This window comes from Sporosarcina ureae (assembly GCF_029267015.1).
GTDB lineage: Bacteria > Bacillota > Bacilli > Bacillales_A > Planococcaceae > Sporosarcina > Sporosarcina ureae_D.
The window spans coordinates 131,037-157,213 of sequence record NZ_JARIEA010000059.1 but is presented as its reverse complement, the minus strand read 5'-3'; the positions used below and the strand labels follow the sequence as shown (position 1 = coordinate 157,213).

At 41.3% G+C, this 26,177-nt stretch carries 25 protein-coding genes and 1 rRNA gene; 16 read left to right on the top strand and 10 right to left on the bottom strand.

The features are described 5' to 3' along the window. The 8 genes from Q7P97_RS09700 to dnaA all read right to left on the bottom strand — a co-directional run. Positions 1-149: ribosomal RNA gene (locus Q7P97_RS09700) — 16S ribosomal RNA — on the bottom strand; the annotation flags it as partial. Positions 150-700: 551 nt separating this feature from the next. After that, positions 701-1,813, bottom strand: coding sequence for an HD-GYP domain-containing protein (locus Q7P97_RS09695; protein WP_303968987.1), 1,113 nt, complete (start codon positions 1,811-1,813; stop codon positions 701-703). Positions 1,814-1,956: 143 nt separating this feature from the next. Then, complete coding sequence (gyrA, locus tag Q7P97_RS09690; RefSeq protein WP_303968986.1) at positions 1,957-4,479, bottom strand: DNA gyrase subunit A; 2,523 nt, start codon at positions 4,477-4,479, stop codon at positions 1,957-1,959. A 65-nt stretch (positions 4,480-4,544) separates the two neighbouring features. Continuing rightward, positions 4,545-6,473 (bottom strand): DNA topoisomerase (ATP-hydrolyzing) subunit B, encoded by a 1,929-nt coding sequence (gyrB, locus tag Q7P97_RS09685; protein WP_085427704.1) that lies wholly within the window; start codon positions 6,471-6,473, stop codon positions 4,545-4,547. A gap of 42 nt (positions 6,474-6,515) precedes the next feature. Then, on the bottom strand, positions 6,516-7,634 hold the full coding sequence (gene recF / locus Q7P97_RS09680) for a DNA replication/repair protein RecF (protein WP_303968985.1): 1,119 nt from the start codon (positions 7,632-7,634) through the stop codon (positions 6,516-6,518). Further along, the gene (gene yaaA, locus Q7P97_RS09675) at positions 7,624-7,863 is read right to left on the bottom strand and encodes a S4 domain-containing protein YaaA (protein WP_085427702.1); all 240 of its coding nucleotides are present in this window, start codon (positions 7,861-7,863) and stop codon (positions 7,624-7,626) included. The genes recF and yaaA overlap by 11 nt, the downstream gene beginning before the upstream one ends. A gap of 120 nt (positions 7,864-7,983) precedes the next feature. Then, entirely contained in the window at positions 7,984-9,120 is a 1,137-nt protein-coding gene (gene dnaN, locus Q7P97_RS09670) for a DNA polymerase III subunit beta (RefSeq protein WP_303968984.1), read from the bottom strand. A gap of 171 nt (positions 9,121-9,291) precedes the next feature. After that, complete coding sequence (gene dnaA / locus Q7P97_RS09665; RefSeq protein WP_303968983.1) at positions 9,292-10,641, bottom strand: chromosomal replication initiator protein DnaA; 1,350 nt, start codon at positions 10,639-10,641, stop codon at positions 9,292-9,294. A 505-nt stretch (positions 10,642-11,146) separates the two neighbouring features. Between dnaA and rpmH the strand changes: the two genes are divergently transcribed. From rpmH to Q7P97_RS09610, 11 genes are all read left to right on the top strand, one after another. Further along, on the top strand, positions 11,147-11,281 hold the full coding sequence (gene rpmH / locus Q7P97_RS09660; RefSeq protein ID WP_029054388.1) for a 50S ribosomal protein L34: 135 nt from the start codon (positions 11,147-11,149) through the stop codon (positions 11,279-11,281). Positions 11,282-11,399: 118 nt separating this feature from the next. Then, positions 11,400-11,738, top strand: coding sequence for a ribonuclease P protein component (gene rnpA, locus Q7P97_RS09655; RefSeq protein WP_085427699.1), 339 nt, complete (start codon positions 11,400-11,402; stop codon positions 11,736-11,738). 88 nt (positions 11,739-11,826) lie between these two features. After that, the gene (gene yidC / locus Q7P97_RS09650) at positions 11,827-12,603 is read left to right on the top strand and encodes a membrane protein insertase YidC (RefSeq protein WP_303968982.1); all 777 of its coding nucleotides are present in this window, start codon (positions 11,827-11,829) and stop codon (positions 12,601-12,603) included. Then, on the top strand, positions 12,600-13,412 hold the full coding sequence (gene jag / locus Q7P97_RS09645) for an RNA-binding cell elongation regulator Jag/EloR (RefSeq protein ID WP_303968981.1): 813 nt from the start codon (positions 12,600-12,602) through the stop codon (positions 13,410-13,412). Before yidC ends, jag begins: the two co-directional genes overlap by 4 nt. A 451-nt stretch (positions 13,413-13,863) precedes the next feature. Then, positions 13,864-15,249 (top strand): tRNA uridine-5-carboxymethylaminomethyl(34) synthesis GTPase MnmE, encoded by a 1,386-nt coding sequence (gene mnmE / locus Q7P97_RS09640; RefSeq protein WP_303968980.1) that lies wholly within the window; start codon positions 13,864-13,866, stop codon positions 15,247-15,249. Positions 15,250-15,279: 30 nt separating this feature from the next. Further along, positions 15,280-17,169 (top strand): tRNA uridine-5-carboxymethylaminomethyl(34) synthesis enzyme MnmG, encoded by a 1,890-nt coding sequence (gene mnmG / locus Q7P97_RS09635; protein ID WP_303968979.1) that lies wholly within the window; start codon positions 15,280-15,282, stop codon positions 17,167-17,169. A 51-nt stretch (positions 17,170-17,220) separates the two neighbouring features. After that, positions 17,221-17,943, top strand: a complete 723-nt coding sequence (rsmG, locus tag Q7P97_RS09630; protein WP_303968978.1) for a 16S rRNA (guanine(527)-N(7))-methyltransferase RsmG — start codon at positions 17,221-17,223, stop codon at positions 17,941-17,943. A gap of 76 nt (positions 17,944-18,019) precedes the next feature. Then, the gene (gene noc, locus Q7P97_RS09625; RefSeq protein WP_303968977.1) at positions 18,020-18,892 is read left to right on the top strand and encodes a nucleoid occlusion protein; all 873 of its coding nucleotides are present in this window, start codon (positions 18,020-18,022) and stop codon (positions 18,890-18,892) included. A gap of 194 nt (positions 18,893-19,086) precedes the next feature. After that, positions 19,087-19,848, top strand: coding sequence for a ParA family protein (locus Q7P97_RS09620; RefSeq protein WP_085427693.1), 762 nt, complete (start codon positions 19,087-19,089; stop codon positions 19,846-19,848). After that, positions 19,841-20,677, top strand: a complete 837-nt coding sequence (locus Q7P97_RS09615; RefSeq protein WP_085427692.1) for a ParB/RepB/Spo0J family partition protein — start codon at positions 19,841-19,843, stop codon at positions 20,675-20,677. Before Q7P97_RS09620 ends, Q7P97_RS09615 begins: the two co-directional genes overlap by 8 nt. Before the next feature lie 68 nt (positions 20,678-20,745). After that, on the top strand, positions 20,746-21,450 hold the full coding sequence (locus Q7P97_RS09610; RefSeq protein WP_303968976.1) for a DUF554 domain-containing protein: 705 nt from the start codon (positions 20,746-20,748) through the stop codon (positions 21,448-21,450). Here the strand turns inward: Q7P97_RS09610 and yyaC are convergent. Beyond that, the gene (gene yyaC / locus Q7P97_RS09605; RefSeq protein ID WP_303968975.1) at positions 21,361-22,002 is read right to left on the bottom strand and encodes a spore protease YyaC; all 642 of its coding nucleotides are present in this window, start codon (positions 22,000-22,002) and stop codon (positions 21,361-21,363) included. The genes Q7P97_RS09610 and yyaC overlap by 90 nt on opposite strands. Positions 22,003-22,114: 112 nt before the next feature. On the opposite strand from yyaC, the gene Q7P97_RS09600 reads away from it, so the two are divergent. From Q7P97_RS09600 to ychF, 3 genes are all read left to right on the top strand, one after another. Further along, entirely contained in the window at positions 22,115-23,050 is a 936-nt protein-coding gene (locus Q7P97_RS09600) for a mechanosensitive ion channel family protein (protein ID WP_303968974.1), read from the top strand. Beyond that, a complete protein-coding gene (locus Q7P97_RS09595) occupies positions 23,031-23,228 on the top strand; it encodes a DUF951 domain-containing protein (protein ID WP_083034454.1) in 198 nt (65 codons plus the stop codon). Before Q7P97_RS09600 ends, Q7P97_RS09595 begins: the two co-directional genes overlap by 20 nt. 94 nt (positions 23,229-23,322) lie before the next feature. Next, positions 23,323-24,423 (top strand): redox-regulated ATPase YchF, encoded by a 1,101-nt coding sequence (ychF, locus tag Q7P97_RS09590; RefSeq protein WP_303968973.1) that lies wholly within the window; start codon positions 23,323-23,325, stop codon positions 24,421-24,423. Between the two features lie 171 nt (positions 24,424-24,594). Here the strand turns inward: ychF and Q7P97_RS09585 are convergent, their stop codons facing one another. Further along, positions 24,595-25,137, bottom strand: coding sequence for a DUF3267 domain-containing protein (locus tag Q7P97_RS09585; protein ID WP_303968972.1), 543 nt, complete (start codon positions 25,135-25,137; stop codon positions 24,595-24,597). Positions 25,138-25,291: 154 nt separating this feature from the next. Here Q7P97_RS09585 and rpsF point away from each other — a divergent pair, with 154 nt between their 5' ends. Then, a complete protein-coding gene (rpsF, locus tag Q7P97_RS09580) occupies positions 25,292-25,579 on the top strand; it encodes a 30S ribosomal protein S6 (protein ID WP_085132250.1) in 288 nt (95 codons plus the stop codon). Between the two features lie 47 nt (positions 25,580-25,626). Next, the gene (gene ssb, locus Q7P97_RS09575; RefSeq protein ID WP_085427687.1) at positions 25,627-26,148 is read left to right on the top strand and encodes a single-stranded DNA-binding protein; all 522 of its coding nucleotides are present in this window, start codon (positions 25,627-25,629) and stop codon (positions 26,146-26,148) included. Positions 26,149-26,177 lie beyond the last annotated feature (29 nt).

The following is a 26,177-nucleotide window of genomic DNA, read 5'->3' as shown; positions in this document are numbered from 1 at the left end:
TATCCCCATCTGAAGGGCAGGTTGCCCACGTGTTACTCACCCGTCCGCCGCTAACTGAAAGGAAGCAAGCTTCCAACAGTTCGCTCGACTTGCATGTATTAGGCATGCCGCCAGCGTTCGTCCTGAGCCAGGATCAAACTCTCCATAATACTGACAGACAATCTGCAGCGAATTACGTCGTCGATTTCAGTCGGTCAGTCGGTCACGTACCTGAGTACGCTCCCTCCTTCTCTCCTTCATCTCCTAGTACTTCACTACACCTTGTCAGTCAGTTACATGAAAAATCGATTAGCTCGAGTTTCATTTGCTGGCATCAATTAAGATACTCATTTTGTTTATGTCACTGGCAAGCCAGGCACAAACTGTATTTCATTAACGTTTTGCTGTTCAGTTTTCAAGGTTCATAAGGTTAGTCTCTCGTAAGAGGCAACTTTCTAATATTAACATCTCATCGTTTCGTTGTCAACACTTTTACTTAAAAAGTTTTTCTTGTTAAGTTTGATGTTTTCGCAACTGCTCAATGCGACGCTTATAAATATACCACCGTGTTTAAAGGAATGCAAGCTTTTTCACCATTCTTTTAAAAAAGAATGGTGAAACCGCGTACCTACAATGAAAGAAAGATACAAACCACCTATACAATGATGATTTAAAGACTTCGTAATCTCTTTAGTTGTTTCTTTATTTAGGGTTTGGTGTATTAAAAGACCTTAACAATGGATATTTTTCTGTTAGATGATAAGTCAATATGGATGCCTGTATCTAAAACCTTCACTATCGGACGCAATGGAAAGTCTCTGTGTAAATAAATAACTTCGGCTATCTCATTGGTCGTTAGTTTTAATTTGGTTCCAATTGAAAGCTTGTTGATCAGTTCGTGAAGTACTTCAATTACTTTCATATCAAACTTGCCAAATTCCTCTTCTCTCATTAACTCAATTACTTTGAAAGAACTCTCCTTTTGTCTGTACGGTCTTTCCGACACCATTGCGTGGTATACATCCGCCACTGAAAGTATTTGGGAGATTTCTGTAATCTCTTGCCCTTTCAGCCCTCTCGGATAACCACTACCATCGAAACGCTCATGATGCTGGAGAATTGCTACTTTCATTTCCTGCCGTACTAATGAAGAGTCGTTAACCATTTGGAAACTATGAATCACGTGTTTCTTTACTTCATTCAATTCCTCGCCTGTTAGAAACGCGACTTTATCAATAATTTTCTCATCTACTTTAGCCATACCGCTATCTGCTAATACGCCGGCTATACCAATTTGTAGTACTTGTCCTCTTGGGTATCCCATAGCATCACTTATTAATGCTGCTAGAATCCCTACGCTAATAGAATGATGTGCGCGATAGTTTTGCATGGAGGAAAACTCATTTAGTCTTCTAACGTATTCCTTATTTTCTAAAAAGGCTTGAATTACCGGTAAGACAATTGTACGCACTGCCGCGACGTCTAGTTTCTTACCTGATCTATAATTGATAAATTCTTTTCTGTATGATTCTACTGCCTCGTCATATAATGTTTCCATTGATCTTGACTTTGGAGGTGCACTTTGATTCATCAGACTTTCAACTTCTGGTGTTAGTTTTACTTCCGTTATTTGCTCTACAGGTCCTTGGTCTGTTTTACTAAGTGCCTTTGACTCAACCAAAACGCGGGTAATACCAAATGAATGAAGAATTTCGAAATGCTCTAGCATTAACTTAGTGTCTTTAACCATAATCGGGTTTTTCGTATTGACATACAGGTCCTCTTTTAGAAAACTACCCGGCCTCAATTCACTTACCTCTTTGTAAATATCCAACGTTTTCACCTGATTTCTTGTTCGCTCTATCTATTATCATATAATATTCTCAATTATATGGATAGATGTCTGAGCAAATTTTCCTATTGAAAGTAAAAAAAAGTTATTGGAGGGGTAAATTAAACCTCTCCAATAACTTTTGCTTATTCTTCTGAATCTAGTTCAGTATCTATATCTGTATCTGGCAATACCTGTTCAGATGTTTCCACGTGATCATCAAGCTCTTCTTCAAGGTCGTCATCTTTTTCCACCTTTGCGACTGTTGCTACTCGTTCATCATCAGCCAAGCGAATAAGTCGTACTCCTTGTGTAGATCGACCAAATATAGAAATATCACTGATCGACATACGGATTAAAATCCCGTGAATCGTAATTAACATTAAATCTTCTTCTCCGTTAACCGATTTCATCGCGACGATACCGCCATTTCGATCTGTCATATGCATAGTTTTTAGTCCATAACCGCCACGTGATTGAGATCGGTACTCACTTTCAGGCGTACGTTTACCATACCCCTTCTCAGTAACTACTAGGATGTCATCTCCAGCATCTACAATATCCATGCCAATTACTTCATCCTCGAGACGCAATCTGATACCGCGTACACCTGCGGCAGTTCTGCCGAGCGGACGGATAGTTTCTTCGTCAAAACGAATCATCATACCTTGTTTTGTACAGATCGCAATATCTGACGTTCCATCAGTAGACCTAACGGATATCAGTTCATCTTCTTCACGCAATCCTAGTGCAATTAAGCCGTTCGCACGAATATTGGCATAGTCCATAATCGACGTTCGTTTAATAACACCTTGTTTTGTCGAGAAGAACAAATAATGATCTTCAGTAAACTCGTCAATTGGGATCATGGCCGTAACCTTTTCACCTTTTTGGAAGTCTAGCAAGTTAATAATCGGCAAGCCTTTGGCAGTACGGCTGTATTCAGGAACTTCATAGCCTTTTTTACGGAATACACGGCCTCTGCTCGTAAACAATAAAATCGTGTCATGCGTAGATGTATTTAACAAGTGCTCTACAAAGTCATCTTCATTCGTACCCATACCTTGAATTCCACGACCGCCACGTTTCTGACTGCGATACGTATTGGCTGGTAGACGTTTAATATACCCTTGATGAGTTAATGTCACAATGGAGTTTTCCACTGGAATTAAATCTTCATCTTCAAGCATTTCAGAACCGCCCAGCATAATCTCCGTTCGACGTTCATCAGAAAAACGCTCTTTAATTTCAGTCAATTCTTCACGGATTATTTCAATTAATTTTACTTCATCCGCTAAAATCGCACGCAATTCGGCAATAAGTGTCAGCAACTCCTGGTACTCAGACTCAATCTTATCTCTTTCCAATCCTGTTAGGCGTTGTAAACGCATATCGAGAATAGCTTGTGATTGACGATCGGATAACTCGAATGTCTCCATCAAGCTTGCCTTTGCTTCCCCTGTCGTCTTAGACGCGCGGATCAATGCAATGATGCGGTCAATATGATCAAGCGCTATACGTAGTCCTTCTAAGATATGCGCACGGTCTTCTGCTTTATTCAAATCAAATTGTGTACGGCGACGAATGACCACTTTCTGGTGTTCTAAGTAGTGGTATAGAATTTCTTTCAATGGCAACACTTTTGGTTGCTTGTCTACAAGTGCCAACATATTGATACCAAAACTAGTCTGCAAGGCAGTTTGTTTATACAGGTTGTTCAATAAAACGTTGGCATTGGCATCGCGTCGTACTTCAATGACAATTCGCATCCCTGTGCGGTCAGATTCATCTGCCAAGTGCGTAATGCCTTCAATCTTCTTATCGCGCACGAGCTCCGCAATCTTCTCGATTAACTTTGCTTTGTTCACTTGGAACGGTATTTCATTGACGATAATCGTTTCACGACCGTTTGTAGCCGTTTCGATTTCTGCCTTTCCCCGGATAATTAGGGAACCACGGCCTGTTTCATAAGCACGACGAATTCCACTACGTCCAAGGATCATACCGCCCGTTGGGAAATCTGGGCCAGGAATAATCTCCATCAGTTCCTCAGTTGTAATTGCACTGTTTTCTGCTAAGGCAAGTACAGCATCGATCGTTTCCCCTAAGTGATGGGGAGGAATATTTGTTGCCATTCCTACCGCAATCCCAGATGTACCGTTTACTAGTAAGTTTGGATAACGGCCTGGTAAGACGGCAGGCTCTTTTTCCTGCTCGTCATAGTTTGCTTGGAAATCAACTGTATTTTTATTGAGATCGCGTAGTAATTCCATTGCTATGCGAGACATACGAGACTCCGTATAACGCATTGCAGCTGCGCCGTCTCCATCCACAGAACCAAAGTTTCCGTGTCCGTCCACTAGCATGTAGCGATAACTGAAGTCTTGCGCCATCCGTACCATTGTGTCATAGACTGCACTATCACCGTGTGGGTGATACTTACCAATAACGTCCCCTACAATACGTGCAGACTTTTTATGTGGTTTTTCCGCGGTAATTCCGAGATCATGCATAGCATACAAGATACGGCGATGTACGGGTTTCAAACCATCACGAACGTCTGGAAGCGCACGAGAAACAATAACACTCATCGCATAGTTCAGAAATGATGTTCTCATCTCTGTATTAATATTTATTTCCTGCACTCCGCCTTTTGGCAAATCTGCCATGTTGTCAAGCTCCTTTCACCACTTATATCTATAATTTTGATCGTTGCTAATTCATTCACAATCAATCAAGTATCGATATTTTGTGCGAAAACTGCATTGTCTTCAATGAATTTTCTACGTGGCTCTACTTCATCACCCATTAGTTCTTCAAATGTTGCATTGGCTTCTATTGCATCATCCATACGAACTTGCAAGAACGTACGCTTTTCAGGATCCATTGTTGTTTCCCATAGCTGTTCAGGATTCATCTCACCTAGACCTTTGTATCGTGTAATGTCTGGTTTTGGTGAAGCTGGCATTCTGCTCAAGATTTCTTGCAACGCCTCTTCGTCATAACAATACTCTTCCTTTTTCCCTGCGCGCACGCGGTAAAGCGGTGGCTGTGCAATATATACATAGCCTGCTTCGATCAACGGACGCATGAAACGGAAGAAGAAGGTTAATAATAACGTCCGGATGTGGGCTCCATCCACGTCAGCGTCTGTCATAATGACAAGCTTGTGGTAACGGGCTTTATCCAAGTTGAATTCAGGTCCGATTCCTGTGCCGAGTGCCGTAATAATCATACGAATCTCTGCGTTTCCTAGAATACGGTCCAAACGCGCTTTTTCTACGTTGAGGATTTTCCCTCGTAATGGCAAGATCGCTTGGAAGTGACGGTCACGACCATTTTTTGCAGATCCTCCAGCCGAGTCACCCTCAACAATATACAATTCACTGATAGCTGGATCTCTTGAAGAACAATCTGATAGTTTACCCGGCAAACTCGATATTTCTAACGCCGATTTGCGACGTGTCAATTCACGAGCGTTTTTCGCAGCCATACGTGCTCTTGCTGCCATCGTACTCTTACCAACTACTTGACGCGCTACCACTGGATTTTCAATTAAGAAACGTTGCAGTGCTTCGGAAAACAATGAATTGGTAATCGTACTAACTTCTGAGTTACCTAATTTCGTTTTTGTTTGACCTTCGAATTGAGGATCAGGGTGCTTAATGGATACGATAGCCGTTAGTCCTTCACGCACATCATCCCCTGTCAGATTGTCTTCTGACTCTTTCAATAGGCCGTTCTTACGTGCATAGTCGTTAATCACTCGAGTTAATGCCGTTTTGAAGCCTTGCTCGTGTGTACCGCCTTCATACGTATGGATGTTATTCGCAAATGACAATAGGTTTTCTCCATAGCCACTGTTGTATTGCATAGCGACTTCAACAGTAATCCCATCACGTTCGCCTTCGGTATAAATTGGATCCTCAAAGATCGGTTCTTTATTTACGTTCAAATGCTGGACGTATGATTTGATACCGCCTTCGTAGTGAAACAATTCTGATACAGTTTCTTCACCGCGCTCATCCGCAATGGTAATACGTAAGCCACGATTTAGATAAGCAAGTTCACGTAAACGTGTTGCCAATATGCTGTACTCATATTCCGTTGTTTCCGTAAAGATTTCAGAATCCGCCTTGAATCGAATTGTAGTACCGGTTTCATCCGATTCACCAATGACTTCAAGTTCTTTTGAGACGGGTCCTCTTGAAAACTCAATCGCGTATAGTTTATTATCACGCTTAACATAGACTTCCGTCTTCTCTGACAAAGCATTGACAACTGAAGATCCTACGCCGTGTAGACCACCAGAAACTTTATATCCACCGCCACCAAACTTACCGCCAGCGTGTAATACAGTCATGATGACCTCAACAGCGGGCCTACCTGTTGACTCTTGAATGCCTACTGGAATCCCGCGACCATTATCAGCTACACGAATCCAGTTATCCTTTTCTATGGTTACTTCAATGTGATCACAGTACCCAGCGAGGGCCTCGTCAATACTGTTATCTACAATTTCCCATACAAGATGATGAAGTCCTTTCGCACTTGTAGTCCCAATGTACATACCGGGACGTTTGCGGACAGCCTCGAGGCCTTCCAATACTTGTATCTGACCTGCATCATAATCGGTCTGTATGTCCTTATCTTCAATTGCCAAGGTGTTCACCTTTCCTTTCCAAACCTATCAAACCGTACTAACCTATTCTCTACGTGAGACTGATCCGTCATGCACTTCAAAAATAGCTGCTTCCTGAATCGTATTATGATCAATTCCTGCGATATTGGTTGTCGTCACAAATGTTTGTACTTGTCCTTGCATTGTACTTAGTAAATGCGATTGTCGATAATCATCCAATTCCGATAACACATCATCTAGCAATAAAATCGGAGTTTCGCCCACTTCTTGCTTTACTAGCTCAATTTCCGCAAGCTTTAAAGAAAGAGCAGTCGTCCGTTGCTGCCCTTGTGAACCGTACGTTTGAATATCGTACCCATTGACAAAAAACTGCAAATCATCACGATGTGGACCTATTAGTGTAAGCCCTCGTTCTAATTCGCGTCTTCGTACACTCTGTAACTGATCAGCAAAAATTGTTTCCATCTCCTTGGCAGTCTGCCCAGAATGGAGATCTTTTAAAGTCCCATATGAAACTTCTAGTGATTCAAGACCACGTGAAATCCCTTGATGAATGGGGTTTGCCCATTTTTGTAGCAATTCCATGAAATAAAAACGTTTTCGAATAATTTGAACTGCCACTTGAATATACTGTTCTGTGTAAATATCGAACATAACATCCTGGAGATCCAATTTACCTCGATTTGCTTTTAACAAGGCATTGCGTTGTTTTAATATCTTTTGGAAATTGACCAAGTCATGCAAATAGACTCTCGAGATCTGTCCAATTTCCATATCTAAAAAACGCCTGCGCAGCTGTGGGCTGCCTTTTACGATATTCAAATCTTCAGGCGCGAACATGACTACATTCATCTGGCCGACATACATACTCAAACGATTTTGTTCCAGATGATTAACTCTAGCTTTCTTTCCCTTTTTGGAAATCGTCAGCTCTAACGGCATATGTCCAAATTTACGTTGGACGTCCCCTTCTATTTTACCACACTCTTGTTCCCAACGTATAAGTTCACGATCATTTGATGTGCGATGAGATTTTGCCATGGCTAATACGTAAATAGCCTCCATGACATTAGTTTTCCCTTGTGCATTTTCGCCGATCAACACATTCATTGTGGGAGAGAATTCTAATTCCAGAGATTCGTAATTTCGATAGTTCGATAATTTTAGCCGATCAATATGCATCCGACTGTCCAGATTCATCCAATGACAGTTTGAATTTTCCTGCACCCGGGATATTTACTACATCACCGTCATATAGTTTCTTACCGCGTCGTTGTTCTGGTTCGCCATTTACATAGACGACATTTTCACCTAAAAACCATTTAGCCATTCCGCCAGAGCTGATCACGTTAGTCATTTTTAGTAATTGTCCAAGCGTTATATATTCAGTATTAAACTGTACTGTTTCCATTTTTTTATCAATCCCTCTTAAAATATTCTGTCCCTCTAGTTTACCTAACTTTTCGCAATAAGTAAAAAGGTAGCCAACATGTTGACTACCCTTTTAAAAGATATTTTCTATAGTTCCGGGTTAAAACGTTCTAACCGGTAAAATTAGTTGTAATATTGCTTCGCTATCAATTGATTTTAAGATGAATGGTCGCATGCTGCCAGTAAAATGAATCTTAAGATCCTGACCATCAATTGCCTTCAATGCATCCATCATATACTTTGCACTAAAGGAGATTTTCAAAGGTTCACCTTCGATATGCACAGCTTCTACCAGTTCTTCTACATTTCCGACATCTGGAGAATTTGAAGAGATTTGCACATGTGGACTACCGTCTGTTGAGAAGTGCACAATATTATTCCGATCTTCACGCGCTAACAAAGATGCACGGTCAATTGCTTGCAACAGATTACGACCATTAATTGTTATGGACGTTTTGTATTCGGTTGGAATCAGACGTGACGTGTCAGGATAATTGCCCTCTAATAGTCTTGAATAGAACAAGACATTGTGCAACTTGAATAGTACTTGCTGATTGGCAATGAAGATTTCTACTGCAGTCGAGTCGTCAGGCAATATTTTGCTAAGTTCCTGAAGGCTTTTACCCGGAATTACTGCATTGAATGGTGAACTCGCTTGAATTTCAGGTGTTACAATTCGTCTAGCTAATCGGTGACTATCAGTCGCGATGCAATACAACTCTTGCTCTTTCATGATCCATTGAACGCCGGTTAGAACTGGACGCGTTTCTTGTTGAGATACAGCAAATACAGTTTCACGAATAAGCGATTTCATCAGATCCGCCGGCATTTCAAAGCGTTCTGCATCTTTTACGTCTGGCAGAATGGGATATTCGTCAGCACTTTGGGCAATAATATGGAATTCAGACTGACCAGAACGAATATGTGTTTTCATTCCATCACGTAACTCAATCATGACTTCATTAGTCGGGAGCTTACGAATAATCTCGTTGAATACTTTTGCTTGTAATACTAGTGTACCAGGTTGGATCGTTTGAATGATTTGTGTACCATCCTCTTCGACTGGAATGAAAGTGGATATCGTGATATCTGAATCACTTCCAGTCATCGTCAATCCCTTATCAGTAATTTCTAATTTGATTCCTGTCAAAATAGGTGTTGTCACTTTTGAACTGATTGCTTTGATAACATCGCTCAATCCATCCAATAATCTATCTCTCATAATTTCAAACTGCATATCGATACCTCGCTTATATAATAATAATTAAGTAATTAAAAATAGTAGTAATAGTAGTAGGGCCTGTGGATATGTGGAAAAGCCTTTTGAATGTATGAGAATCATAGTTTCCCACATGTGCATAACAAGTGGACGACCTTGCACTACTTGTCCACAGTTATCCACAACTCATTAGGCTCTTCCTAAAACCTTTTTAATATCTTGTACATCTTGTTGTAGTGATTTGTCTACATCAAGTTGTTTCGAGATCTTTTCATGTGCGTGAATAACAGTGGAGTGATCCCGACCACCAAATTCCGAACCAATCTTCGGCAGTGATGAATCTGTCAGCTCTCTTGAAAGAAACATTGCAATTTGTCGTGGAAATGCAATAGCACGTGTTCGTTTCTTCGCTACAAAGTCTTCTAATCTAATATTAAAATGCTCACCGACGGCCTTTTGAATGTCTAGAATCGATATAATCCGCGGACGTGAGTTTGGAATAATATCCTTTAATGCTTCAGCTGCCAAGTCTGTGGTGACATCTGCATTTACTAACGAGGAGTACGCAACCACACGGATTAATGCACCCTCTAGTTCTCTAATATTTGTATCAATTTGATTGGCAATGTATAGCATGACGTCGTTTGAGATGTCGACTAAACCATCTGCTTTAGCCTTTTTGCGTAAAATTGCAATTCTCGTTTCAAGATCAGGCGGTGCAATATCTGTAATCAGTCCCCATTCAAAGCGAGAACGTAAACGGTCTTCCAGTGTGGGGATCTCTTTTGGAGGTCGATCACTGGAAATGATGATTTGCTTTGATTCTTCATGCAGCGTATTGAATGTATGGAAGAATTCTTCTTGCGTTTGTTCTTTTCCTGCCAAGAATTGAATATCATCAATTAATAGCACATCTACGCTGCGGTATCGGTCCCTAAAATCACCGGCTTTATTATCACGTATGGAGTTAATAAACTCATTCGTAAACTTTTCAGATGACAAATAAACTACCTTTAGTGCGGGATTTTGTTCCAGTACATAATGACCAATTGCATGCATTAAGTGCGTTTTTCCTAATCCAACGCCTCCATAGATAAAGAGTGGATTATAGGCTTTTGCGGGTGCTTCTGCAACTGCAAGTGAAGCAGCATGAGCAAAGCGGTTTCCTGACCCAATGACGAATGTATCAAATGTATACTTTGGATTTAACATGCCAGCTGAATTGGCCATAGGCGCTCTTTCTACTGGCTTAGGCTCTGGCTTTGGTAATTTAATATCGTTCTCCGCCATGTCTTGCGGGACGATAAACTCAACAATTCGATCTTCACCCGTTAGTTCGGATAGAATCCCTGTTATTAGATGGACGTAATGTGTTTCAAGCCAGTCCTTAGCGAATGAGTTTGGAACAGAAATAGTTGCATGTTCTGCTTCATACGTCAGTAACTTTGTTGATTTCAACCACGTCTCAAAACTAGGCTTCGAAACTCTAGCTTCAATATTCTTCAATACTTGTTCCCATAAACTCGATAGATTTTCCAAACGTGTGCCTCCTTTACAATGAAATATTAAAAAGCCCTGAATCCGCTTATACACAGTATCCATGGCTGTGGATAAATATTATCGAAACATGTTGAAAAAACTATCCACACTGTATTCACATATGTGGATAAGATTTTAGATATAAATTATATACACAACAAAAGCTTTCTAATTGTAACAGGGAAAATGAATATTGACAAGGGATCTGATGATTTATGCACAACTCCGTTAACTGTGCATAAAGTGGTTATCCACAGGCTTGGATATGTGAAAAACTTGTCGACAATTGCCGGTATAAGAAATCCACAATTTTAATCCATTAACAATTCATCCAGAGCGATATCATGGAGTGTTGTGGATAAGTCTATATGGTGATTAAAAGTATTGAGTGCGGATCTTAAACTAAGGAATAGAAAAACATTGACATTCTTTTACTGGATGGCTATACTGTTCAAGACTGTCATAGTAGGAAAAGAGACAATCAAAGCAGGAGGTGTCTTACGAAATGAAACGTACATTCCAACCAAATAAACGTAAACGCGCTAAAGTTCACGGCTTCCGCCAAAGAATGAGTTCGAAAAACGGACGTAGAATTCTAGCAGCTCGTCGTCGTAAAGGAAGAAAAGTTCTTTCAGCATAAGGCCACTGACATCAGTGGTCTTTTTTTTAGCTATTGGACTATTTCTTAGTGACTGCCAAGTCTCTACCATTAGAGGATCAGCAGACTGTGGCGGAAGAAAATTAAAGCAGGTGCCAATATGAAAAAAAGCCAGCGAATTAAAAAAAATAAAGAATTTCAAACAGTATTTAAAAAAGGAAAGTCTTTTGCTAACCGACAGTTTATTGTCTATACCTATAAGAAGGAAGACCAGGAAGAGTTCAGAATCGGCTTATCTGTCAGTAAAAAGGTAGGGAATGCCGTCACACGAAACCGGATTAAACGATACATCCGACAATCGTTCCTGGAAATGAAAGATGAGGTCAAACCTGATCTGGATTATGTTATTATCGCGAGAAATCAAGCCGCTACGCTTGATTTCCATACGGCCAAGAAAAATCTGCGACATGTACTAAAAATCGCAAAGGTGTTTAAGTAAAGTCTCATTAAGATGTAGAACGATTAAAGCCGTCATGTTACACTGAAAAAAACTTAATAAATGATCTTGCGACTGTTTGGGGGAAAAAATGTTGAAAAAGAAATTAGTGTTCCTTTCACTACTTGTTGTAGTCGCTGTCTTCATGGCAGGTTGTACCGAATTCAAGGAGCCGATCACGGCCGAAAGCACAGGTATCTGGAACGAATATATCGTCTGGCCGCTCGTCACATTGATTATGAAATTCAAATCGTGGTTAGGTACATATGGACTGGCCATTATCGTCGTTACAGCAATCATTCGTACCGCATTGCTTCCATTGATTATTCAACAAACGAAAAGTTCGAAGCGCATGCAGGAAATCCAACCGCAACTTAAAGCGTTGAAAGAGAAATATAAATCCAAAGACGCGGTGACCCAAAAGAAGTATCAAGAAGAAATGCAACAAATCATGATTAACGAAAAGATCAATCCAGTTGCAGGATGTCTACCGGTTCTCATTCAGATGCCAATATTTATTGGTTTCTATCATGCGATCAGCCGGATGAATGCAACGCCAACAATTGAACTGGGTAATTTCTTCGGAGTTGCACTCGGTTCACCAAGTATTTTATTTGCTATCATTGCTGGATTGTTCCAATTGACCGTTCTACGTACAGGACCTGCAATGGATAACCCACAGATGAAGATGATGATGTATATTATGCCATTTATGATCATGGTATTCGGTTCATTCTTGCCAGCAGCACTTGCTTTATACTGGATTGTCGGAAATATCATTTCATTGCTCCAAAACATTTTCATCTATAAGCCGTTCGATAAGCCGAAAAACGTCGAAGTAGAGAAAGCGGGAGGGAAAAAGAAATGAAACAACTTACACAAAGGGCAGCAACAGTCGAGCTAGCAATTGAATCAGCTTTACAGGACCTGGGTGTAACAAGAGATGAAGTAGAGGTACAGGTAGTGGAAAAGGGCAGAAAAGGATTTCTTGGTTTTGGCTCAAAACAAGCCGAAGTGCATGTAACTGTATTAGAGAAATCAAAGCCTATCCCTAAACCTGTGGTCACTCCGGTCACTGAACCGGCACAGACGCTAGCAGATGACAGTAAAGAGCCATCACCTGTGACTGAGGCTCGAGAAGTTGTTCAACAGCCTGAGGCTAAAGCAGAGCCTGTGATGGATGAAGAAGCCGAACCTGCACAAAATACTAAGATTTATAATGAAAAAGAAGCGATTGAAGAAACTAAGCGATACATCGAAGAGATGGCTGAAGGAATGGGTATTGAAGATTTGGTCATCACATATCAAACAAAAGGGAAGTATATTAACTTCCAACTAGAAAGTGAAAAGGCAGCGTTCTTAATAGGCAAAAGAGGCCAAACGCTTAATGCAATCCAGCAATTAGCACAGCTCGTCGCCAATAATGTAACGAAGCAATTCAAGATTGTAAGAATTGATGTAGCGGATTACCGCGAGCGCCGTGAGCAGTCACTAGAACAGCTGGCGGATCGCATGGCAGACCGCGCAGTACGGACGAAACGTCAAGTGGCGCTTGAGCCAATGCCTTCCTACGAGAGAAAGGTCATCCATAACGCATTATCACTCAGACTCGATGTCGAGACATTCTCTGAAGGAAAAGATCCATACCGACACATCGTCATCAAAGGAATCGAATAAAACGAGCCCCGTGGAAGCTTCTACGGGGTTTTTTAGTGCGTGTAAGTAGGGAATCGTGCGCTAGGAACTTTCACTTCTAGCCGAGTACACTTGTCACGGGAGCTTGCGACTAATTGTTTCACTGCATCCTATCTGAAGCGTAAAGCCCACCACGATAGACATGCAAGCCACTCAAATACTCTCTAGATTTCTTGCATCCTTTCTTGCTCCTATATTATCTTTTCAGAAAGTTTCTACACGAGAAATCTTGAAACGACAGTGTTCTTTGTCGACTGCTAGCACATGGTAAATTACCATGACGCTTGGTTCAAAATTCCTGAATTTATCCACATTTTTTTAAATTCGCGTGCTAGGAGATTCCGACGATTTATGATAATATAGGTTGTTAGAAAGTAGTATTCGCTATAAAAGATATGCACATGTGCACAACGAAGCCAGGAAGGTGAAAAACTTGCATTTTGATACGATAGCCGCTATTTCCACTCCTATGGGAGAAGGAGCGATTGCCATCGTTCGTCTGAGCGGCGATGACGCATGGAAGATTGCAGACCGTATATTCCAGTCACCAGCAGCGAAACCACTCTGCGAACAACCATCGCACACAATTCATTATGGACATCTGCATGATCCCGCCACTGAGGAACTAGTGGAGGAAGTTATGGTGTCGATCATGAAAGCACCAAAGACCTTTACACGTGAAGATATAGTGGAGATCAACTGTCATGGAGGCATCACTTCAGTCAATAGAGTACTTCAATTGGTATTGACAGAGGGGGCTAGATTAGCAGAACCCGGTGAGTTTACCAAGCGGGCATTTCTGAATGGTCGAATTGACTTATCCCAAGCGGAAGCAGTTATGGATTTGATCAGGGCCAAAACAGATAAAGCCATGAACGTTGCACTGAATCAGATGGAGGGGAAATTATCCCACTTGATCGGCGAATTGCGACAAGCATTACTCGAAACACTTGCACAAGTGGAAGTTAATATAGATTATCCGGAATACGATGATGTTGAAGAAGTGACAATTCCTTTGATGGTTGAAAAAGGTACGTGGGTAATGAATGAGATTGATGAGTTATTGCGTACATCATCACAAGGAAAGATCTTGCGTGAAGGATTATCTACCGTCATTGTAGGACGTCCGAACGTTGGAAAGTCATCGCTACTTAACAGCTTAGTGCAGGAAAACAAAGCGATTGTTACGGATGTTGCGGGCACTACCCGCGATATTATAGAAGAGTACGTCAATGTTCGGGGAGTTCCTTTACGTCTTGTCGATACTGCAGGAATTCGGGAGACAGAAGATATTGTCGAGCGGATTGGTGTGGAACGTTCTAGGAAGGTACTGAAAGAAGCGGACCTCATTCTATTGATGGTGAATAGTTCTGAAGTGTTAACAGATGAAGATGAGCGATTATTTGAAGCTGTTGCCGGTATGGACATGCTCGTTATCGTCAATAAAACAGACTTGCCAGCAAAAATTGATCTGGAACGAGTCTATGAATTGGCAGGAAGAGATCGCGTGATTACTACTTCCATTCTGCAAGAGCAAGGTATTGATGAGTTGGAAGAAGCGATTGCTGCACTGTTCTTTGAAGGTTCATTGGAATCCAATGACTTAACGTATGTATCCAATGCTCGCCACATTTCGCTACTCAAGCAAGCGCGTAATACGATTGACGATGCAGTACAAGCAGCACAAGCAGGAGTTCCTATTGATATGATTCAAATAGACGTTACACGTACGTGGGAAATTCTCGGTGAAATCATCGGAGATACCGTTCAAGATAGTTTAATTAAAGAGTTGTTCTCAAAGTTCTGCCTCGGAAAATAATGATTTTATAAATGGGAAGGATGAACGAACATGCCACAATTTGAAGCAGGCACGTTCGATTGTATCGTCATTGGTGCTGGACACGCAGGCGCAGAAGCAGCCTACGCATCAGCCAAGATGGGCGCATCGACATTAGTTTTAACAATGAATTTAGACATGATTGCTTTCATGCCATGTAATCCCTCATTGGGAGGGCCTGCAAAAGGCATTGTAGTGCGTGAAATAGACGCACTTGGCGGCGTGATGGCAAAAGTCATAGATAAGACGCATATTCAAATGCGTTTATTGAACACAGGGAAAGGTCCAGCAGTGCGTGCTTTACGTGCACAAGCAGACAAAGTATTGTATCAGCAAGAAATGAAGCGCATTCTAGAAGAAGAACCGAATATGACACTTCGCCAAGCGGTCGTCGAAAAATTGATCGTAGAAGATGACGAAATAAAAGGCGTAGTGACACAGATTGGTGCCATTTTCCGTGCAAAGACTGTCATTATTACAACAGGTACATTTTTACGCGGGGAAGTCATCATCGGAGATCTCAAATACTCGAGTGGACCGAACAATCAAATGCCATCCATTAAACTGGCGGAGCATTTGCAAGAACTTGGTTTACAGACGGTTCGATTTAAAACGGGAACACCGCCACGTATTAACAGCAATACGATCGATTACAGCAAGACAGAAATTCAGCCAGGAGACGACGTACCGCGTTCATTCAGCTATGAAACAACTGAATTCATTACGGATCAGCTGCCATGTTGGTTAACGTATACAACTCCGGAAACGCATGAAATCATCAATGAAAACCTTCATTTATCCCCGATGTATTCGGGCATGATTAAAGGAAAAGGACCTAGCTATTGTCCATCCATTGAAGATAAAATTGTACGTTTTGCGGACAAATCACGTCACCAGATTTTCCTCGAGCCTGAAGGTCGTAATACAAGAGAAGTATATGTACAAGGATTGTCAACAAGTCTTCCCGAGCATATACAACATCGCTTGATTGCAAGTGTACCAGGACTTGAAAAAGCTGAAATGATGCGCGCGGGTTATGCAATTGAGTATGATTCCGTCATTGCTACACAATTATGGCCAACGTTAGAAACGAAAAAGATTAAAAACTTGTACACAGCTGGCCAAATTAACGGAACTTCCGGATATGAGGAAGCTGCAGCACAAGGATTGATGGCGGGAATCAATGCAGCATGCAATGTACTTGGCAAAGAAGAAGTTGTGTTGGGTCGAAGTGATGCATACATTGGCGTACTCATCGATGATCTTGTCACTAAAGGAACAAGCGAACCATATCGTCTATTGACGTCAAGGGCGGAATATCGTCTATTACTACGACATGACAATGCCGATATGCGTTTGACGGAGATTGGTTATCAAAATGGAATGATCAGTGAAGAGCGCCATAACAAGTTTTTGGCGAAGAAAGCACAAATTGATGCGGAGATTGAACATTTACGCAAAACATCAATTAAACCGACAGACGAAGTTCAAGCAATTATCGCTGAAGCAGGTGGAGCAGCACTTCGTGAACCGATGAAGGCAGCTGATTTATTAAAGCGACCTGAAATGAAGTACAGCGAATTGTGCAAAGTGGTTCCGCCTCTTGAAGAAATTAGCGATGAAGTGGCAGAGCAAGTTGAGATCTTCATCAAGTATGAGGGGTATATTGAGAAATCCATGCAACAAGTAGCAAGAATGAAGAAGATGGAGAATAAGCGGATTCCTGAAAACATTGATTATGATGCAATTTCAGGTATTGCCAAAGAAGCAAAGGCCAATCTTAAAGAAGTACAGCCGTTGTCGATAGCGCAGGCATCACGTATTTCGGGTGTCAATCCAGCAGATATCTCGATCTTACTTGTCTATATTGAACAGGGAAAGATTGCGAAAGTATCCGGGTGAGTATAGGACTGGCACTTAAGGGTATCAGTCTTTTTGAAAAGGAATGAGAACATGACGGAAGAACAGTTTTACGAAGCGCTACAAGAGAAAGGCTTTGAATTATCTGATACGCAGAAACAACAGTTCAAACGTTACTTTGAAGTACTCGTTGAGTGGAATGAAAAGATGAACTTAACGGCGATTACGGATGCACCTTCTGTATATCTAAAACACTTTTATGATTCCATCACAAGTGCATTTTACGTGGATTTCACGAAGTATGAATCAATTTGTGATGTAGGAGCGGGCGCAGGTTTTCCGAGTATCCCGTTAAAGATTATCTATCCACATCTTCACGTAACGATTGTAGACTCCTTGAACAAACGTATTACATTTTTAAACCATTTAGCAAGTGAATTAAAGCTTGAAAAAGTGGCATTCGTCCATGCAAGAGCAGAGGAGTTCGGTCGCAATCCGAAGTATCGTGAACAGTTTGATGTAGTGACTGCGCGTGCAGTAGCACGTTTGTCGGTATTGTCGGAACTCTGTATTCCACTTGCCAAACAAGGTGGACTCTTTGTTTCCATGAAAGGTGCAGATGCTTCCAATGAAATGGCAGATGCTACACGTGCTGTAAAACTACTTGGGGCAGTTTTACAGAATGAACATGCATTCCTTTTACCGGAAGAAAATAGTGAACGCCACATTTTTGTCTTTGAAAAGAAGAAGCAGACACCGAAGAAATACCCAAGAAAACCGGGTATACCTAATAAAACACCGATTACAGCAGACTGATTTAAGGGAATGTTTCACGTGAAACAATTGTATAGAAGAGATAAGAGGGAATAGTTCCGAAAAGGTGGTGCAGAGGTTGAAAAGTACTTTTTCGCGTTTTTTTGGTGGGGGAGAAAAGATGGCTACGATAGAAGAAGTTAGAGTTCAGCATCTGGAGAAGGTAGCACAGATAGGTATTGATACAATTATACCGAATCAATACCAACCACGGGCAATTTTTAATGAAGAAAAGATTGAAGAACTTGCTAGAACGATTCATACACATGGCGTTATTCAACCAATTGTCATTCGTACAAAAGATGACGGATCATACGAAATCATTGCTGGGGAACGAAGATATCGTGCGATGCGTAAGCTTGGCTGGACAGAAGTACCGGCAATTGTAAGAGACTTGGATGATAAAGAGACGGCCTCTATTGCTTTAATTGAGAACTTGCAACGCGAGGAACTGACGGCAATTGAGGAAGCACATGCTTATGAACGTTTACTGGAACTGCATGAACTGACACAGGAAGCATTAGCACAAAGACTTGGTAAGGGGCAGTCTACAATTGCAAATAAGATGCGCTTATTGAAGTTACCTGAATCCGTTCAAACAGCGATCTTGAAAAAGGAAATATCTGAACGTCATGCACGCGCGTTATTACCGTTAAAGGAATCCACACTTCAGATGGAAGTGTTGGAAGAGATCAAAATGAATCAATATAACGTTAAAGATCTAGAAGCCAGGATTAAAGAGATCTTGTACCCAACTGAATCAGTTGAGAAAGTGCAACCTGCAAGAAAGCGCGGACCTCGACAGAAAGCTGTCAGTAAGGATGTTCGTATTGCGGTAAATACGTTGCGCGAATCACTGGCACTAATGGCCAAGAGTGGAATTGAAGTAGAATCCGAAGAAGTAGATTCTGAAGAATACTACACAATCACGGTAAAGATATGTAAAAAGTGACGTATGAAAACTCTTGCTGACATACTAGCAAGAGTTTTCTTATATATCAATAGAGTTCGTACAGTGAAGATGATAAACTGAAATAGACCACATAGAACACATTTTTTGTCAGGTGTTTTACACATACGAAGCAACTAGTAAAATTTTGGTGTACTATTAAGATAAATGAATTAGGAAAGAAAGCAGGTGCAAGAGTGGGTAAGATTATTGCTATAGCAAATCAAAAAGGAGGAGTCGGCAAAACGACGACTTCTGTAAACTTAAGCGCATGCCTTGCCCATTTAGGCAAAAAGGTGCTCTTAATTGACTCTGATCCACAAGGAAATGCAACGAGTGGAGTCGGTGTAAACAAAGGCGACGTGCAAGATTGTATTTATAATATTTTAATTGACGATGTGCCGGTACGAGATGTTATTTTTCCAACGGATATCGAAAATCTTGAAATTGTTCCTGCGACTATTTCACTTGCAGGAGCTGAAATTGAGTTAGTATCAACTATTTCACGTGAAGTTCGCATGAAACATGCAATTCAAGACATTAAAGATGACTATGACTATGTCATTATTGACTGTCCACCATCACTTGGTCTGTTGACGTTGAATGCACTGACGGCTTCTGACTCCATCATCATTCCTGTGCAGTGTGAATATTATGCGCTCGAAGGACTTAGTCAATTACTGAGCACAGTCCGTCTCGTTCAAAAACACTTGAATGAATCGCTCTATATTGATGGGGTATTATTGACGATGTTTGATGCACGTACGAATTTAGGTATTCAAGTTATTGAAGAAGTAAAGAAATACTTCCAAGACAAAGTGTACAAAACGATCATCCCACGTAACGTTCGTTTAAGCGAAGCACCGAGCCATGGTAAACCCATTATATTATATGATCCACGATCCAAAGGTGCGGAAGTGTATTTAGAGCTGGCAAAGGAAGTGGTGGAGAATGAGTAAAGGTCTAGGTAAAGGTCTTAATGCATTATTTCCTCGAGAGTCATTAGAAAAGGTAGAACTTTTACGCTTGAAAAGTATTAAAGTCAATCCATACCAGCCACGCAAAGAATTCAATGAAGAGTCCTTGATTGAATTGAGCGAGTCCATCAAAGAACATGGCGTTCTACAACCTATTATTGTCCGAAGTGTAGGGACACAGTATGAAATAGTAGTAGGGGAAAGAAGATTCCGAGCTTCTGAATTGGCAGGTAAAAAGGAAATTCCGGCCGTTGTACGTGATCTAACAGATGAGCAATCAATGGAAATGGCTATTCTGGAAAACCTGCAGCGTGAAGATTTATCACCAATTGAAGTGGCGGAAGCCTATCAAAACTTAATGGAAAGTCTAGAGTTAACGCAAGAACAACTTGCCTTTAGACTCGGCAAAAGTAGACCACATATCGCCAACCATATCCGTTTACTAGCATTACCGGAAAAGGTCTTGAAAGACATTTCCCAAGGAATACTATCTATGGGACATGGTCGGACGCTTCTTGGTTTGCGTAAAAAAGAACAAATCCTAGCTATTGCTGAAAAGATTAAGACGGAAGGGTTAAATGTCCGTCAATTAGAGAAACTAGTACAACGTTTAAATGAAGATGTTCCACGTGAAACAAAAAAGGAAAAGAAAAAAGATATATTTATTGAAGCCCAGGAAACTACATTGCGTGAGCAATTCGGTACAAATGTTACTATCAAAAAAACAAAGAAAAAAGGTAAAATTGAAATCGAGTTTCATTCAGATGAAGACTTCGAACGTATTCTTGAATTATTGAACGCAGAGCGATGATACAAAAACCTATTTTGCTTTCATTGCAAAATAGGTTTTATTCTTGAAGAGAACTTGGACGTGACATCATGATATTGTTTGGATCGCTGTTTAATGTGTTTACGATTATAGTGGGTACATTAATTGGTAGGTTTTTATACGCAATACCAGAACGAATGAAAGAAACGATCATGTATGGAATTGGTATGGCTGTCGTAGCTATTGGATTGCAAATGACATTTGAAACAACACAAATTGTCATTGTCATTCTTAGCATTGTCATAGGTGCAATTCTTGGTGAAATCATTGATCTTGATCAAAAGGTTAATCAATTGGGGCATTGGATTGAAAAAAAGTTACCTGCCAAAAAAGCAGGGCCGGGTATTGCTCAAGGATTTGTAACGGCTACATTGTTCTTTTGCGTAGGCTCCATGGCGATCATCGGTGCTATTGATAGTGGTCTGCGTAACGATCACAATGTATTGGTAATGAAAGGAATCCTGGATGGATTTACTTCCATTATCTTCAGTTCTACTTTAGGAATAGGTGTAGCTTTTGCAGCCGTACCTCTATTCATTTATCAAGGAAGTATAACTTTCCTAGCTACATTCCTCAGTCGGTTTGTCCCTGATGAATTAATGGAGTTATTCATCTCTGAAATGACCGCTACGGGTGGCTTAATGATTGCAGCGATCGGATTAAATTTAATCGGCTTGACGAAAATCAGGGTAGCTAATTTCATCCCAGGGATTGGTGTAGTTGCGGTCATCGTAACGATTGTATACGCCTTTTGATGGCTGACGATGATGTGCTAGTTGCAAGGCTCGACCAATCATACGACTCATTTCAAATGGCAAATGTAGCCGAGTGCTTTGTAAGACAGCTTGCTCCATGAATCCACCGATATTAACGATTCCTTTGATTGATACATCGCCAACAGGTGGTAGTTCCTTACCAACTGCTTTGCCAGGTGCAATGGGTCCGCTATGAAACAATAGATCACCAACTGCGTCCTTTTTACTTAGACATGCATCAATTGCGACTACGAATGCATCGGGATACATGGATTTTGTTAACTCGATACGTTGCTGCAAGTTAAGTGCGTGCAACGGGTCTTGCAACGTGCCGACTACCTTGTAAGGGAATAGACTTAGTTCAGACAAGTAAGAGCCGGTCAACGGCCCAAGCGAGTCGCCAGTAGAGCGATCCGTTCCAATACAATAAAATATGATTGGTTGCTGTTTGAAAGGGATATGTTGCGCGAAGTAAGAACTTAATTTCCACACGACACCGGTTTCTTTACTGGAAATTCGGTAATGATAGGAAGAGGATTCAGCTCTATACATAGGATGACACCAGTCCTTTGTGATTATTTACGCTGAAGAGTATTCTGCTCAGGTATTGTTGTGCAGTATGTCCTCGGGTGAACTGGTTTATACGAAAGGAGGATTTCTTTCAATGGCAACAACTTCTGCTACAGAAGAAGCGAAAGAAAGCCTAAAAGGTTTAGAAGCAGCAGTGCAACAAGTGAAAGATACGATATTCAGTGCCGACTTTTGGCTCTCTACCGGAATTTTTGCTATTCGCATTCTCTTGATTATTGTGGTGGCAGGTGTAGTAGTAAAAGTAGGGCAAGTATTAATAAGGCGATTCTTCGCTATTAAATTAAAAAGTCCGATGCGCAAAACAGAACGACGTGAAAAGACCATGATCAAACTTTTGGAAAATGCATTGAAATACATTGTCTATTTCTCCGCCATACTAGCCGTTCTGACAGAGTTCAAGATAGACGTAAAAGGTCTGCTTGCAGGTGCAGGTGTACTTGGTCTTGCTGTCGGCTTTGGTGCTCAAAGTTTAGTAAAGGATGTCATTTCAGGGTTTTTCATCATTTTCGAAGATCAATTTGGAGTAGGGGATTATGTACGTATTAACTCAGGTGAAGGAACGGTCGTGGAAATCGGTCTCCGTACAACAAAGATTGCGTTGTACGGCGGTGAGTTATATACCGTACCGAATGGACAAATAGGTGAAGTTGTCAACTATTCTGTTACCAACTCCATGGTATTGCTTGATCTTGCGTTATCCTATGAAACGGATATTGATCATGCAGAGGAATTAATCAAGGAATTTTTGAAACGATTGCCGAAAGATCGTTATTCAGAAGTGATCGGAGTACCGGAAGTATTAGGTGTACAAAGTATGGAACCGTCCAGAATCCTTTTGCGTATAGCTGCAGAAACAGAGCCGGTAGCCAACTTCAACGTAGGCCGCAAACTTCGTCAAGACTTGAAGAAGTTCATGGATGAGAATGGGATCAAAATTCCTTATCCAAAAATGGTGATCCGTGATGAACACAAGGAAGGGGATTCATATGATGGCGGACAAAGAGTTTAATTTGCATGACGTGGTGGAGATGAAAAAACAACATCCATGTGGAACGAATGCATGGAAGATTATTCGCATGGGTGCGGATATTCGAATTAAATGTGAAGGATGCGGACACAGCGTCATGATTCCGCGTAATGAATTTGCCAAAAAGATGAAAAAGGTTCTACTCAAGAACGAGTCGTGACAGCACATGGACAATCTTACGCATTGTCCTTATAATGAAATGGTTGACTAACGAATAATGTAAGCTTTGGATAGATAAGAAAGGTGTGGGAATAATGGCGTTAACAGCTGGGATTGTAGGTCTTCCGAACGTTGGGAAATCCACTTTATTTAATGCAATAACAAAGGCAGGAGCAGAGGCGGCGAACTATCCGTTCTGTACGATTGACCCGAACGTAGGAATCGTTGAGGTGCCAGATGAACGTTTGGATAAACTGACTGAGCTTGTCACACCAAAAAAGACGGTGCCAACTGCATTCGAATTTACAGATATTGCAGGAATCGTAGAAGGTGCAAGTAAAGGTGAAGGACTCGGTAACAAGTTCCTTTCACATATTCGCGAAGTAGATGCAATTTGTCAGGTCGTCCGTTGTTTCGTAGATGAAAACATCACGCACGTATCAGGAAAAGTAAGTCCAATCGATGATATCGAAGTCATTAACCTAGAATTGATTCTAGCGGATATGGAAAGCGTAGATAAGCGTTTGGCGCGCGTTTCCAAAATGGCGAAGCAAAAAGACAAAGAAGCGATGGTGGAAGAGCCAATTCTACTGAAATTACGTGATGCATTTGAAAACGCCATGGCAGCACGTTCCGTTGAATTGACAGATGATGAGCTTCAAGTCGTTAAAGGCATGCACTTGTTGACGATCAAACCGATGTTGTATGTAGCGAACGTTTCAGAAGATGAAATTGCAGATGCAGATAATAACCCGTATGTACAACAAGTTCGTGACTTTGCAGAGAAGGACAATGCAGAAGTAATCGTAGTATGTGCGAAGATCGAAGAAGAGATGGCTGAGCTTGAAGATGACGAGAAGGAAATGTTCCTTGAAGATCTAGGTATTAAGGAATCAGGTCTTGATCAGTTGATTAAAGCGACGTATAACTTACTTGGCTTTGCAACATACTTCACGGCAGGCGTGCAGGAAGTTCGTGCATGGACATTCCGTAAAGGCATGAAGGCACCACAGTGTGCTGGCGTAATCCATACCGACTTTGAACGCGGGTTTATCCGTGCAGAGACGGTAGCGTACGACGATTTAGTAGAGCACGGTTCTATGACAGCGGCTAAGGAAGCTGGCAAGGTTCGTTTGGAAGGTAAAGAATACATCGTTAAAGACGGCGACGTTATGCTGTTCCGCTTCAACGTGTAATACAAAAAAGCTGATTCTCCTCGTGAGAATCAGCTTTTTTTGGTTTTGAGTTAGTAAAGTTAAAGATATACAGCAATTAGTGAGTACGAGTGGATTGCAATTCCAGCTGGCGTACGCTTTCTAGGGACGCAACCTTGAGCCATTTTCTATCCTACTGCCAGCTTCTTCATTTTATTGAGCAGGATAAACATATAACTTAGGCAACTCGGGATCATCCTTCACTAGTGCATCATCGGGAAACTTCTTCAGTTCCTTATACATAGCAAAATCTCCGGCAGCTCCACCGATCAGCATCGCGCCTAACAGCAACAGCACGCCGTCATTGAAGTACAACGCCAGAACAGCAGGCAACACACCTGTCATCCAAAATGGCAATAATAACGCTTTGCGAATACCTTTATTGTCCATCAACTGATCTGCAGTAGCATACGCAACGCCCATCTTCAAATTGACACCATATGCCATGTTCTTCCACGGCACATTACAAAAAATACGGAAACCAAGCAAATGGAAAAACTCATGTATGATAATTAATAAAATATATCCAACCAAAGCATAGACAACATACCATACCGAAAACGTCAAAGATAATCCACCTTGTAGCAGACTGCGAATTATTACTAGTCCTATGAGCGGTAGGAAAGTGAGCCAAAGACTTTGCTTCGCTATTTTCTGTAAATCGAGCTCGACAATCACAGGCTGTTGTTCTTCCATGTGAATCACTCCTTATTCCATCCAGTATAGTATATTAGGGGTTGATATTTCAATTGCGTTGTGATAACATGTACTGATGTGAGTAATATTAAATTTACTTACTCCTTGCCCACTTGTAAAAGTAGGGCCCAAGTCCATAAGGAGGTGACTATTGATGAGAAAGTACGAAATTATGTACATTATGCGCCCAACTCTTGAAGAGGACGCGAAAAAGGCGTTGATTGAACGTTTTGATACTGTCCTAACTTCAAACGGAGCGGAAATCATCGAGTCGAAAGAGTGGGGCAAGCGTCGTCTTGCTTACGAAATCGACGACTTACGTGAAGGTTACTACCAATTAGTAACTGCTAACGCTGGTGCTGAAGCAATCGATGAATTTACACGTCTAGCGAACATCAACGAAGGTATCATTCGTCATATGACAATTCGTGTAGATGCGTAATCTGATATAAAATGTAAAAATCTATGATGAGGGAGGTTTGATTCTGAATGATAAACCGTGTCGTTTTAGTTGGTCGATTAACAAAAGATCCTGAGCTGAAGTATACACAGACTGGAATCGCTGTAACTCGTTTCACACTTGCAGTGAACCGTGCGTTCGCTAACGCGCAAGGAGAGCGAGAAGCCGATTTCATCACATGTGTTGCTTGGCGTAAACAGGCTGAAAACATCGCGAATTACTTACGAAAAGGAAGTCTAGCTGGAGTGGATGGCCGTATACAGACGGGCAGCTTCGAAGGTCAAGACGGTAAGCGCGTTTACACGACAGAAGTTGTTGCGGACAGTACTCAATTCCTGGAGCCGAAGAGTTCTAATACAGAACGGCAGCAGACACCATCTTATGGTGGTGGAGCACCATCGTATAATGCACCTTCTCAAGACCAGGGACAAGGATACAATAACCAGCAATCCTACCAACCGAATCAGCAAAATATGACACGTGTCGATAACGATCCATTTCAACCAGGCGGCGGTCCGATTGAAGTAACAGATGACGACCTGCCATTCTGATAGAACGGTTCACTTGATAACGTAAATAG